Source organism: Abiotrophia sp., assembly GCF_057275535.1.
Map to the genome: position 1 here is coordinate 1 of NZ_DBHIRJ010000008.1, position 12963 is coordinate 12963.

General features: G+C 46.6%; 12 protein-coding genes. 8 read left to right on the plus strand and 4 right to left on the minus strand.

The features are described 5' to 3' along the window. Nucleotides 1-87: 87 nt before the first annotated feature. Together ACO53F_RS07130 and ACO53F_RS07135 are read right to left on the minus strand one after the other, a co-directional pair. Nucleotides 88-774 carry a potassium channel family protein gene (locus ACO53F_RS07130; RefSeq protein ID WP_023392244.1) on the minus strand — a complete coding sequence of 229 codons (687 nt, stop codon included), beginning with the start codon at nucleotides 772-774 and terminating at the stop codon, nucleotides 88-90. A 21-nt stretch (nucleotides 775-795) separates the two neighbouring features. Continuing rightward, nucleotides 796-2172, minus strand: coding sequence for a TrkH family potassium uptake protein (locus tag ACO53F_RS07135; protein WP_485137873.1), 1377 nt, complete (start codon nucleotides 2170-2172; stop codon nucleotides 796-798). Between the two features lie 86 nt (nucleotides 2173-2258). Here ACO53F_RS07135 and rlmH point away from each other — a divergent pair, with 86 nt between their 5' ends. Together rlmH and ACO53F_RS07145 are read left to right on the plus strand one after the other, a co-directional pair. Then, nucleotides 2259-2738: a 23S rRNA (pseudouridine(1915)-N(3))-methyltransferase RlmH gene (gene rlmH, locus ACO53F_RS07140; protein ID WP_485137874.1), complete on the plus strand. Its 480-nt coding sequence runs from the start codon at nucleotides 2259-2261 to the stop codon at nucleotides 2736-2738. Nucleotides 2739-2750: 12 nt separating this feature from the next. Beyond that, nucleotides 2751-3236 carry an LURP-one-related/scramblase family protein gene (locus ACO53F_RS07145; RefSeq protein WP_306486335.1) on the plus strand — a complete coding sequence of 162 codons (486 nt, stop codon included), beginning with the start codon at nucleotides 2751-2753 and terminating at the stop codon, nucleotides 3234-3236. Nucleotides 3237-3293: 57 nt separating this feature from the next. On the opposite strand, the gene ACO53F_RS07150 is transcribed toward ACO53F_RS07145, so the two are convergent. Then, on the minus strand, nucleotides 3294-3971 hold the full coding sequence (locus tag ACO53F_RS07150) for a hypothetical protein (protein ID WP_485137875.1): 678 nt from the start codon (nucleotides 3969-3971) through the stop codon (nucleotides 3294-3296). A gap of 214 nt (nucleotides 3972-4185) precedes the next feature. Here ACO53F_RS07150 and ACO53F_RS07155 point away from each other — a divergent pair, with 214 nt between their 5' ends. From ACO53F_RS07155 to ACO53F_RS07175, 5 genes are all read left to right on the plus strand, one after another. Further along, on the plus strand, nucleotides 4186-4875 hold the full coding sequence (locus tag ACO53F_RS07155; protein ID WP_485137971.1) for a SanA/YdcF family protein: 690 nt from the start codon (nucleotides 4186-4188) through the stop codon (nucleotides 4873-4875). Between the two features lie 180 nt (nucleotides 4876-5055). Next, nucleotides 5056-5544 (plus strand): Lrp/AsnC family transcriptional regulator, encoded by a 489-nt coding sequence (locus ACO53F_RS07160; RefSeq protein WP_023392238.1) that lies wholly within the window; start codon nucleotides 5056-5058, stop codon nucleotides 5542-5544. Next, entirely contained in the window at nucleotides 5541-6725 is a 1185-nt protein-coding gene (locus ACO53F_RS07165) for a pyridoxal phosphate-dependent aminotransferase (RefSeq protein ID WP_485137876.1), read from the plus strand. Before ACO53F_RS07160 ends, ACO53F_RS07165 begins: the two co-directional genes overlap by 4 nt. A 1-nt stretch (nucleotide 6726) precedes the next feature. Then, nucleotides 6727-8520: an oligoendopeptidase F gene (pepF, locus tag ACO53F_RS07170; RefSeq protein WP_485137877.1), complete on the plus strand. Its 1794-nt coding sequence runs from the start codon at nucleotides 6727-6729 to the stop codon at nucleotides 8518-8520. Between the two features lie 341 nt (nucleotides 8521-8861). Beyond that, the gene (locus ACO53F_RS07175) at nucleotides 8862-10415 is read left to right on the plus strand and encodes a bifunctional metallophosphatase/5'-nucleotidase (RefSeq protein WP_485137878.1); all 1554 of its coding nucleotides are present in this window, start codon (nucleotides 8862-8864) and stop codon (nucleotides 10413-10415) included. A gap of 84 nt (nucleotides 10416-10499) precedes the next feature. Here ACO53F_RS07175 and ACO53F_RS07180 read toward each other — a convergent pair whose 3' ends face one another. Beyond that, the gene (locus ACO53F_RS07180; RefSeq protein ID WP_485137879.1) at nucleotides 10500-11957 is read right to left on the minus strand and encodes an NCS2 family permease; all 1458 of its coding nucleotides are present in this window, start codon (nucleotides 11955-11957) and stop codon (nucleotides 10500-10502) included. 263 nt (nucleotides 11958-12220) lie between these two features. On the opposite strand from ACO53F_RS07180, the gene ACO53F_RS07185 reads away from it, so the two are divergent. Continuing rightward, the gene (locus ACO53F_RS07185) at nucleotides 12221-12961 is read left to right on the plus strand and encodes a metallophosphoesterase (protein ID WP_485137880.1); all 741 of its coding nucleotides are present in this window, start codon (nucleotides 12221-12223) and stop codon (nucleotides 12959-12961) included. The last annotated feature ends 2 nt before the right edge of the window (nucleotides 12962-12963 follow it).

A 12963-nucleotide genomic window follows, 5' to 3' on the forward strand; every position in this document is an offset into this window, starting at 1 on the left:
TTGAAAACACCCCATAAGTTGGATTTTTATTGTCCAACTTATGGGGTGCAGTACAGTTTCAAACCATGGCTTTTTATGATAGTAGGTTTAGTCGTTAAAGTAGCCTAAGTAGTCATATTTCTCGAAAACATGAGAATTAGCCATCGCGACTAAAATAGTGTTGGCTTCAATTGGGTGGTTGATAGCAATAGAAGAATTCAACTTCTCACCTTTTTCTTCCCGCATACCAATCAGGTTAAGTTCGTACTTGCGACGCAAGTCTAATTCTAAGACGGTTTTGCCTACCCATGCATCAGGTGCCGTAAATTCGACAATCGAGGTATCATCGTCTAGACGTAGCACTTCGTCAATCTTATTACGGAGAATCTTAGATGCTAAACGTACACCGGAGTCACGTTCAGGAGAGACCACTACATGGACGCCCACTTCATAGAGGACCTCTTCAAAGGTTAAGCTACGAGCCTTACCCACGATTCGAGGGACACCTAATTTTTTACAGTGCATAGCCGCTAGTACAGAGCTTTCCAAGTTAGTACCGGTCGCGATAATGACAATATCGCATTCCTTAACACCGATATTTTTCAAGAAGTCGTAATCGGTAATGTCACCGACAGCCGCCTTAGTAACATAGTCCGCCACGTCTTGGACATTGGCTTGTCGATTGTCGATGGCAATGACGTCAACATCATATTTGCTAAGTTCTTTAGCGACGGTTCGGCCAAAGACCCCCAGGCCTAAGACGCCAATAATCCGGGTATTGAGTTTTGGTTTCATAAGTGAACAGATCCTTTCTGATTAGCCGATTAAAACGTCAGTATCGGCATAGTGAATTTCTTTGCGGTCACGTTGGAGCAAGCTGAGGAAGACAGTAAAGGGACCTACCCGGCCCAAGAACATCATCCCCATAATAATGATGCGTCCCCAAGTCGTAAGTTGTGAGGTAATCCCTGCTGAAGAACCCACAGTGGCCATAGCAGAAATGGCCTCGAAGAGGAGATGGTAAGGATTCAAATCTGGATGCTCCAAGAGTAAGAGTGAGTAGCCAATCATTAAGACCGTGAAGAAAAAGAGGATGATGGTCATGGCCTGCTTAACAGCGCTGGCTGGAATAACTCGTTTATGGAAGGTTACTTCAGTGTGCCCCTTTAGCTCGGAACGGAAGAGTAAGAACATGATGGCGGCCGTGGTGACCTTAATCCCACCGGCTGTACCGCCAGGTGCTCCCCCAATCAGCATAAGAATCATATAAACTAGGTTTGTGAAGGGATGGGTCGCTTCATAGTTCAATGTCGAGAAGCCGGCCGTACGGAAAGCGGCTGACTGGAAGAAAGAAATCATCCACTGCTGGAAGATATTGTAGTTCCCGATGGTTGAGCCATGTCTGAGCTCTGATAACCAGGTAATAAGGGCCCCACCTAAAAGCAAGGCAGCAGTCGCAATCAGTGCCAGGCGGGAGTGGGAACTCAAACGACGGAAGCTCAAACGCAAAAGTCGCGGACGAGAATGGAAGTAGTGATTCAGCCTTTCCCTCAGCTCGGCCCAAACGGTGAAACCAATCCCTCCCGCAATGATGAGTAGGGCAACCGTAAAGTTAACTGTCGGATTGAGGACGAAGTCTTGGAGACTGTTGCTACCTAGGTTGTCAAAGCCAGCATTGCAAAAGGCAGAAACCGCAACAAACACTGAATTGAAGGCGCCTTTTGCCCAACCATAGCGTGGGATGAAGTCCGTCATCAGAACTAGGGCGCCAATGGCTTCCACTGCGAAGGTGAAGCGATAGGCATTAAAGAGAAAGTTCTTGTAGTTGTCATTTGTGTTACGGTTAAGGGCCATCTGCAAGGTGGTTTGGTCCTTGAGCGAAATGCGTCGCTTCAGGTAGAAGAGACTGACAGAAATCAGGGTGATGAGCCCTAAGCCCCCAATCTGCATAAGGATAATACCGACAATTTGGCCAAAGACCGTATAGGTGTCCTTAATGGATAGGACGGTCAAACCCGTCACACAAACCATAGAGACGGCAGTAAAAAGATGGTCTAAATAAGATTGATGTGTTCCTGGCTGGTTGGAAATAGGCAACCAGAGGAGAAAGCTCCCGGTTAAAATAACCACCAGAAAGCTAACGGTAAGCTTCTGGGTTGCGGTCCATTTGCTCGGGGAGAATAGATCTTGCATAGCGAGAACCTCGATTCTAATTCAATTCCTTATTATCATACAAAAAATCATCAAAAAATGCTATGATAATGGTAGGAGGAAACAGGATGCAAATTGAAATTATCTGTGTCGGCAAACTCAAGGAGAAATATCTCAAACAAGGGATTGCTGAATATACCAAGCGACTTGGCGCCTATGCCAACCTTTCTATCGTTGAAGTGGCCGATGAAGCGACCGCAGAGAAAATGTCCCCCCTCGAAATCGAACAAGTTTTAGATAAGGAAGCAGACCGCATAGAGGCTCGATTAGATGCTGGCCGTCAGGTCATTGTCCTTGCCATTGAAGGAGATCTAATCTCTTCTGAAGATTTAGCCCAGCGTTTGGACCACATGGCCCTACATGGTCAAAGTAAGGTTAGTTTTATTATCGGTGGTTCCCTAGGCCTAGCGGAGCGACTCAAACAAAAAGCTCAGTGGCGGGTCAGCTTTGGACGGATTACCTTACCTCATCAACTCATGCGCCTGGTCCTAGTCGAGCAGATTTACCGGGCTTTTCGGATTATGAAGGGGCACGCCTATCACAAGTAAGGAGAAAATATGATGAAATTCTATATGGAACAACATTTTATGTCTATTCGCCAAAACTTTGAGATTTATGATGAAGCAGGAAACGTAGTCTATCAAGTTCGAGGCCGTATGCCCTGGCTTCGTCGCCAGATGACCATTCTAGATGCCAAGACAGGAACAGCCTTAGCGACGGTGACTCAGGCTATGTGGCGCCTCTTCTTCCAACGCCTAACGATTAGTATTGGCGGCCAAGCAGTGGCGACAATTCAAGAGCGCTTCAGCATCTTAAGTACCCGTTTATCGATTCAGGGTCTAGGTTGGACAGTGGATGGTATTTCTTGGCTTAAGGGCTGTAGTCTTTATGATGCAGATGGAGAAATTATCGCGACCATTCGGAGCAAGATTATGACCTGGTCCGATACCTTCGAGATTGAAATCTATGATGAGACGATTCATCCGGTATTAGTTCTGGCAGTAGTTTTAGGCATTGACACGGTTCGAGACTCAGCTGAAAATTAGCCTTTCCCAAGCAAATAAAGCCACCTATCCTAAGTGATAGGTGGCCTTCGATTTACTTTAAGGTTGTACGTTATAGTAGAAGAGAGCGGGGCGGGAGCTGTTAGATAGGCTGACAGGCACCACCGCTTGCTTAGCTTGATCATAGTAGGCTACCAAGACTAGGCGATTGCCGACATAGGACAAGGCTTGGTTCATGAGTTCGATATCGCTGTCCTTGACGCGACTGTTGGCTTCTTGGCGAGTCATTGGCACAACTAAACGAACGACGTAACTGGTTTGATTGCCTAACTTAACCGCGATCTGGTCGACCTTAGTTTCCAAGCCACTAACATTGCCAGATTGATCCAAGTAGTTTTGCAAATCTGCTAATTCTTGCTGGCTAAGTGCTTGTTGGCTAGCAGCTTTCTCTTCTGCAGAGTAGTTGGCTTGGTAGAATTCGTTGATTTTCTTGTTGAGTTCGTTACCGTCCATTTCGGCAGGCAAGACCGTCTTCTTGTAGCTAGCGTCTTCTGGAATACTTTCATTCAGGAAAGACTGCGGTGGTTCCGAAGAGGAAGAGGCGCTACTGCTAGATTCAGGCTTACTAGAAGAAGATTGGCTGATTAACTGGCTAGAACTGGATTCTTGTGTCTGATTATTCTTGCGGGTAGGTTCTTGGAACTTGAGATAGAGAATAGTGGCGCCGGCACCTAAGACAATGGCCAGCAAAAATAAAAATATATGGCGTAATTTCATGGGCTTTCCTCTTTCTATGGGATATTTGATAGTTGGGGGCTGGAGCCCTCGGGGTAATCTTCTATAGTCTACCATAGATAATCGGTAGAGTCCGTGACAAACGGATAACAGCTGGGTTAAATTTCGCAACAGGACTGACAATTTTAGACTTCTCTTCAGGATGCTGTTATACTATAAAAGCTGAGATATTTGAAAAGGAGGGAGGCGCGTGAAAATGATTCTATCAATTTTTAAAGCAATCTTTGGCCTAGCAAGCTTAGGACTCTTATTAGTTCTAGCCCTTAACCTTTGGGTAATTGCGAGCGCCCAATTCCAAACTAAGACTCCTCAACAAATCCAAGCTTCCGATTGGGCCGGCGACCAGGTACCTATTCTGGTGCTGGGGGCTGGAATCATCGACAATAAGGAACCAAGTAAGGTCTTGGCAGGGCGGCTTAATTCGGCTCTTGAGTTAGCTCAAGCCTTTCCAAATAAGGCCCTGATTATGAGTGGCGACCACACTAATCAATATTATAATGAAGTGGCAGTCATGAAGGACTATCTAATTCAGCACGGGGTAGCCAGTCAACGGATTTATTTAGACCATGCGGGCTACTCGACTTATGACAGCTTATATCGGCTCAAACACGTTCTGGGACAGGAACGAGTTATTATCGTTACCCAGGGCTATCACCTCTCTCGTGCGCTTATGTTGGCACGTGGCCTGGGCCTTCAAGCGGTAGGCTTTGCGGCTGAAGAGACAGAATCAACCCGATTTAAGCGTGAATTCCGTGAAGTGGGCGCCCGGCTCAAGGACTTTGCTGTGACCTATCTGGGCTACAAGATGCCGCAACCTAGCTTAGATTATCCGATTGATTTTAGTCAATCAGGAGATCTTACCGACCGAATCAAAGTTGGGGATTAATTCTCTCAATATGACTTGCTGAGTAGCCTTAAAAAGTCGCTCGGCTTTTTCTTTATTCTATGGCAGATTCGACTTGCTTGGCGCTGACCTCCAGTCTTTCGCCTTAGCCTCGCTTTGTGCTATAATAGGAATAGGGTGCGTCAGCAAAGACTGGCCACAAGTCTAGTAGGAGGTTTCATCATGAATCAACGCCAAGCGATATTAAAAGTATTAGAAAGCAACAGTAGAATTTCACCGGCTGAATTGGCTGTTCGCCTAGGTTATAGTGAAGAAGAAGTAATCAAAACCATTGCCGAGCTTGAAGCCGACCGTATTATTGTCGGTTATCATACCCTAATTAACTGGGATAAAACCGATGATCAAAGTGTTTCTGCCATTATCGAATTGAAGGTTAATCCTCAACGTGGGCAAGGTTTTGACCGCATTGCCGAAAAAATATATCTCTTCCCAGAAGTAGACTCTCTCTACCTTATGTCTGGGGGCTTTGACTTCCTAGTTGAGCTTAAAAAGGCACCAATGAAGGAAATTGCCCTCTTTGTTTCTAGTCGTTTGTCTGTGATTGAAGAAGTGCAATCGACGGCAACTCATATTATCTTAACGAAATACAAAGACCACGGCACCATGTTCGTTAAGGATGACAAACACAAACGGATGGTGGTTACTCCATGAGTCATCGTTTTATCAACCAGAAGGTGCAATCCATTCAGCCCTCTGGGATTCGCAAATTTTTCGACATCGCCAATGAGATTGAAGATGTCATTTCGCTAGGGGTGGGGGAACCCGATTTTGATACCCCTTGGCATGTGCGCGAAGAGGGGATTTACACCCTTCAGAAAGGCCGGACTTTCTATACAGCTAACCGTGGGCTCATGGAATTACGAACCGAGATTTCTAATTACATCGCGCGCAATCATGCGGTTCAATACAATCCTGCCACTCAGGTTTTAGTCACAATCGGGGGATCAGAAGCCATTGACCTAGCCTTGCGGGCCTGTCTAGAACCTGGAGATGAAGTGATTTATCATGAACCTTGCTATGTTTCATATTTGCCATGTATTACCCTGGCGGATGGCGTTCCGGTGCCTATTCCACTTAAGGAAGCCAATGATTTTCGGCTGACGGCGGAAGAGTTAGAAGCGGCGATTACGCCTAAGTCCAAGGCCTTGATTTTATCCTTCCCCAATAACCCAACCGGTGCGGTTATGACCAAAGAGGACTTAGAAGCCATCGCTGAGGTCATTGTACGCCATGATCTCTTGGTTATTACAGATGAAATCTATAGTGAGCTTTCCTATACTGGTAAGAAACACTATTCGCTCATTGATTTGCCAGGTATGGTTGAACGGACTATCTATATCAATGGCTTTTCTAAGGCCTATGCCATGACCGGTTGGCGCCTGGGCTATTGCTGTGGTCCAGAAGAAATCCTGGCTCAGATGGTGAAAATTCACCAGTTTGCTATTATGGCTGCGCCAACTATGAGTCAGTATGCCGGTACCATGGCGCTTAAGAATGGGGCTAGCGATGTGGAAATGATGCGTGACAGCTATAATCAACGTCGACGCTTTTTGATGGCGGAGCTCAAACGCTTAGGCATTCCATGCTTTGAGCCTTTTGGCGCCTTCTATATTTTTCCGAATATTAGTCAGTTTGGCCTAAGTTCCGAAGAGTTTGCTACCCGTCTGATTCGGGAGCACAAGGTGGCGGTTGTGCCGGGGTCTGCCTTCGGTCAGTCAGGCGAAGGATTCGTACGGGTATCTTATGCCTACTCAATCGATGAACTCAAACAAGCCTTTGAGCGCATTGAACGCTTTATCAATGAATTACGTGCAGAACAAGGAGGAAAGTAAGATGTCATTACCTTTAAGACAGGAACTGCCTCTGGCAGAGACCTGGGATTTAAGTCTCTTGTATCAAGACCAGGCGGCCTATGAAGTGGCCGTAGAGGGCTTGAAGAAACAGGTGACGGAATTTGAAGCTAACTATGCGGGCACTCTGGGTCAAGCGCAACAATTAGAAAAGGCCTTAGCCGACTATGAGGCTATTCAAGTGGCCATTTCCTGGGTTTCCCATTATGGTTCACTAGCCTATGAGACCGACAAATTAGATGCTCAGAATGAAGCCAACGCGGTGGGCTTAGATCAACTCTTTGAATTAGTAGGGGCTAAGCTTGCCTTTCTAGCACCAGAGTTATCAGCCTTGGATGAAGCCTACCTGAGAGAGTTTAGTCAATCTGACAAGGGCAAGCGCTATGCGGGCTACCTCAATGAAGTCTTGCGTTTAAAACCTAGCGTCCTTTCTAAGGAGGTTGAAGAGCTCTTATCTAGTTTCCAGAGCTCGCTCTACAACCAATATTCTCTCTATGGAACCCTCAAGTTCCAGGACTTGACCTTCGACGATTTCCAAGTGTCGGGTAAGACCTATCCAAATAGTTTCGTCAAATTTGAGGGGGACTACGAGGGGGCTAGCGACTATGAATTACGTCATGCTTCATGGAAGTCTTTCCATGATGGCTTGGCGCGCTATCAACACACGGCAGCAGCTAACTACCTCAACTATGTGCAAACGAGCAAGAAGGAAGCTAAGTTGCGCGGTTTTGACTCAATCATTGATTACGAACTCTTTAAGCAAGATGTGAGTCGTGAAGCCTATAATCGCCAAATTGATGTCATTATGTCAGAGTTTGCGCCGGTGATGCGTCGTTACGCGCGCTTACTAGCAGCTGAGCAGGGCTTGGATAAAGTATCTTTGGCAGATATTAAGATGCCATTCTCGAAGGAACCTGCTGAAACCATCAGCATTGAGGCATCTCGTGCCATGGTGGAAGATACCTTCAAGGTCCTGGGCCCTGACTATCAAGAAATTGTGCGTCGTGCCTTCGATGAGCGTTGGATTGACTATCCAATGAACCAGACTAAATCAACCGGTGGCTTCTGTGCGACGGTAGCCGATGGCCCATCCTATATTCTGCTCAACTGGACAGGCTTACTCAGCGAAGTGCTTGTTCTGGCTCATGAATTGGGGCATGCGGGGCACTTCCAGTTAACCAACCAGCATGTGTCACCTATTACGCCAGAAGCTAGTCTCTACTTTATCGAGGCGCCTTCAACGGCCAATGAAGTGATTATGTGTCAATATTTGCTCAGCCAACCGCTAGAAGCTGCGCAAAAACGGACCTTAATTGCTGAGTTTATTGCGCGGACCTACTTCCACAATATGGTCACTCACCTCTTGGAAGCTCACTTCCAACGTAAGGTGCTGGAAGCAGTAGACCGTGATGAATTCCTCAATACCGACAGTCTCAATCAATTTTTCTTAGAGACCCTTAAGGAATTCTGGGGTGATGCTCTGGAAATTAATTCAGGCGCAGAGTTGACTTGGATGCGTCAACCGCACTACTTCATGGCCCTTTATCCATACACCTACTCAGCAGGTTTAACCATTGGGACGGCTGTAGGGCAGAAAATTGCAGCAGGCGACCAAACCACTATTGATAAGTGGCTAGAAGTTCTTAAAGCCGGAGGCACCATGGGGCCTTTAGCCTTGGCAGAACATGCTGGCGTATCCATGGCGGATGCTGGTGCCTTGCGTTCAGCAATCGGCTACGTAGATCATTTATTAGATCAAATTGAGGCTCTTGCCTAGGATTGGTCTAGGCAAATGTTACAAGAGTGTAATATTTGCAATCAAATAAAGGCCAGATGTCAGAAGTGTTAAGCTTCATCTACAGACCACCTATAAGCCTTTTCATTGCTAATCAAGTGCTGTATGATAGACTTAGGCAATGCAAGGAGTGCACTGCCGGAAAATGGTGCGACCTTACGTGGGGGTAAGGAATCGCTCGTTTTCTTGACTGACTTGGGAAAAGACCTTGAGGGGCTGGAGACCTCTTGGTCTTTTCCTTTTTTATTTTGACTTTATTAGGCTACTTGAGAGGCTTGGCGGGATGCTGTATAATAGGAAGGCTAAGACTAAGGAGGCGTACTATGCGGCAATTATCCATCTTGATGACCAGCGACACACATGGTTTCTGGCTCAAAGCTCCAGAAAATGCTGAGCGCTCATTGCTCAACACAGCAGCAACTATTGAAAAACTTAAAGACCAGGCTAATCATCCTGTCCTAACGATTGATTTAGGAGACTTTATACAGGGTTCTTCCTTCGCCACTTACTGCAAGCAGGAAGCAGGCGACGGTAGCGTCTTTGCTCGGGCTATGAATAAAATTGGCTACGATTATCAATTAATTGGTAATCATGAGTTCAATTTCGGCCAAGACTATCGTGATAATATTTTGAATCAGCTAGAGGCACCGATTTTGTGTGCCAACATTGTCTGGCAGGAAACTGGCCAACCAGCACTCGGCCAACCTTACGTCATTACTGAACGTGACGGCATCCGGATTGGGATTATTGGGGTGACAACAGAATACATTCCCCACTGGGAATTGCCGGCGCACTATGAAGGACTAGCCTTCCTCAATGCCTATGAGGTTGCCAAGGAATACGCTGAGCTTATCAGACCTCAGGTGGACGTTCTTATCTTAGCTTATCATGGTGGTTTTGAACGGGATTTGGATAGCTTTGAACCCCTTGAAGCTTTAACAGGCGAAAACCGTGGGGCTGAGATGCTGCAAGGAATTCCAGGCCTAGATGTGCTCTTAACAGGGCACCAACACCGTGTGATTTGCCAACAAGTTGGACAGACCTGGGTAGTGCAACCAGGCTTTGCTGGCCAGTATGTAGCGGAAGTTACTTTAGACTTGGATCAAGACCATCGGGTTATTTCTGGGCAAGCTAGCTTGCACGAAACCAGTCAAACTAGTCCCAGCCAGGCGGTGCAAGAGGTCATGGAACCAGAGCTTAGCCAAGGGGCGGCTTGGTTGAATCAAGTCCTAGGAGAGGCACCTCTTTTACCTGTCACAAATGATGTTTTTGAAGCGCGCGTCTATGGACATCCTTATATTGAGTTCCTTAATCAATTGCAATTGCGGGAAACAGGGGCCGATTTTAGCGCCATCGCTTTAGTTAATGAGGCCTTTAAAGATTTTCGTGGCCCTATCACCAATGAAATTCTGCTAGCTAGTTATCCCTACTATAATCTGATTGCGACTGTTGAGGTAAGTGGTCAGACCATCAAGGATGCCTTAGAGTTTGATCTCAACTATCTGGTGCTAGATCAGAATGGGCGTAAGGCCATTAATCCAAGTTACATTGCGCCTAAACCTAAGCACTATAACTTTGATGTATTCAGTGGCTTGATGACTACAGTAGATTTGACTCAACCAGTTGGTCAACGTGTGGTAAGTATCGTGGATGAGCGTAAGGGTCAAGAACTGGATTTGGATGCCACTTATACCCTAGCTCTAACCCAATATCGGGCCTGTGGCGGGGGCGACTATCATATGTTCTCAAGCGATCAAATGAAGACCTTGTCAACGACTGATTTAGCTACTTTGATGAAAGAGGCACTGGCTCATTTTGGTCCTGAAGATTGGGAGCAAATCAACAGCCATTACCAGCACTTTACTTGGTTACAATAAGCATAAGCAACTGAGGCCTAGGGTCTCAGTTTTTTTATGGCAAGAAAAAAGCAGAGACAGAGTCTCTGCTAGGGATGAGCTCCCTTAAATAAGGGCTAAAATAATGAAGTTAAGGACAAAGAGGGCAATGGAGACCCACAAGAGAGCGTGGATTTCTTTGGCCTTGCCTTGCGTTACTTTCACGATAGCGTAGGTGATAAAGCCTGCTGCAATCCCGTAAGAGATAGAGTAGGAGAAGCCCATGAAAATGGAAGAGAAGAAAGCTGGCACAGCCTCGGCGAAATCAGTCCAGTTGAGATCGCTGAAGGAAGCCATCATGAGGACCCCGACAATGATAAGGGCAGGCGCAGTGGCAACAGTCGGTACTAGGCTAACAAAAGGTGCAATAAACATGGTCGCTAGGAATAGTAAGGCGGTGACGACAGAAGTAAGGCCTGTTCGGCCCCCAACGCCAATCCCAGCGGCAGATTCCACATAGGTGGTCGTGTTAGATGTCCCAAAGAGGGCACCAATCAAAGTCCCGATTGAATCTCCGAAGAGAGCTTTATCCATTTTTGAGCTGAAGCCTGAGCTATTTTGTAGGGCTAATTCGTCTTCAGCGGAGAAGATACCAGTCCGACGACCGGTCCCGACGAAGGTCCCGATGGTATCGAAGACGTCAGAGAGGCTGAAAGCGAAGATGGTCATTAACACTAATGGAAGGCGGCTCCAGTCTGAAAAGAGGGCTGGAAGACCTTCTGGACGGAAGATGACTAAGAAGGTTTGACCGAGTTCCTCAAAGGCATTGCCAAGAGAATTTTGTGCTAGGTTGGCACTTGAGAGGTCAATCAAGCCCATTGGAAAGGCTAAGGCGGTAGTGATTACAATCCCTAAGAGAAGGGCGCCTTTGACTTGACGGACCATGAGGATAATGGTGATAGCTAAGCCAATCAAAGCGAGAATTGCAGATGGCTGAGTGAAGTTGACCAAGGCTGGGACGATACCGGAATCAGCTACGACATTGGTAACCCCGCCAGCATATTGAGTAGCACTAGCTGGGCCGCCATTAACAGAAAGGATGCTAGAACCGGAGGCTGTAAAGTTTAAGAAGCCTGCATTCTTGACCCCGATGTAGGCGATGAAGACCCCAATCCCAGCAGAAATAGCGTGTTGTAGGGATTCTGGGATGGAAACAATCAAGAGTTTACGAATTTTTGTGACGGTAATCAGGATGTTGAAGACACCGCAGAGGAAAACCATGGCTAAGGCTTCTTGCCAGGTGAAACCTAGACCGAAGCAGACGGTGAAGGTGAAAAAGGCATTGAGGCCCATACCTGGAGCCAAGGCGTAAGGGACATTAGCGAAAAGCCCCATGACCAGTGTAGAGGTAGCTGCCGCAAAGAGGGTAGCTAGAAAGACAGCTTGGCTAGGCATGCCGGTTTGAGACAGAATAGACGGGTTGACAAAGACAATATATGCCATGGCAAGGAAGGTGGTAATACCTGCAATAAATTCAGTTACCACGGTCGTTCCATGGTCACGTAATTTGAAAAAACGTTCCAAAATAATAGCCTCCTAATGTTTGGATTAATAGAACAGAATTGAGTATAGCATAGACAGTGGCAGATAGAACTAGTTCTAATTGGATTTGTCTTCAAAAAAAATTGAATGTTCGTGTTTTTGAACACTGCAAGGATAGGTGGAATGAAAATGTGTAGAATTCGTAACAAAATGTCTGATAAACGAGGAGCTTTAGGGCTAGATATCGTGTTTTAAAGGCTTTTATGCTATAATGAAGAGGATTGAATGAGAAGGAGGCGATAGCCTTGACTAAGCAGGAAGCATTTGTTATTGGGGATATCCATGGTATGTACCATCTTTTGGAAGAACTATTGACCCATTGGCGCCCAGAAGATCAACAACTAATCTTTGTGGGGGACTTGATTGACCGAGGACCGAATTCGAAGGCCACGGTTGAAAAAGTAAGGGAGCTTCAAGCCAGTCATGGCGCTATCTGTCTCTGTGGTAACCATGAGGATATGTTATTGGAGACCTTGACGGACCCAGAAAACTACTTTGGCCGCTATAAGCGTAACGGTGGTTTGACCACCATCTCAGAATTTTTAGAGACGACGCCTAGTAGGCTAGAAGACCAATCTGGCCAGCTGCTGTCTGCCTGCTTGAAGGAGACTCAGCCGTGGCTACAAGCCTGGTTGGAGAGCCTGCCCCTCTATACAGAATTTGGCAACTTCATCATTGCACATGCTGGGGTTAATCCGGAAGTCGACCAGTGGCAAGATTCTTCGCGTCGCGATTTTGTCTGGATTCGCGAACCCTTCCATACGCTGCCTAATAAGACTGGGCGGCCAATTATCTTCGGCCATACCCCGATTGGTCGGCTCAATGACGATGGCCAGACTCATCATGTTTGGCATCGTGAGGGTGATTTGATTGGCATTGATGGCGGTGCAGTATACGGTGGCCATCTATTGGCTGTCCGAATCAATCACGAGACCCTTCTCGAAACATTCTGCGTTCATTCGGACGCACCAAAGGTGGACGATTAAAT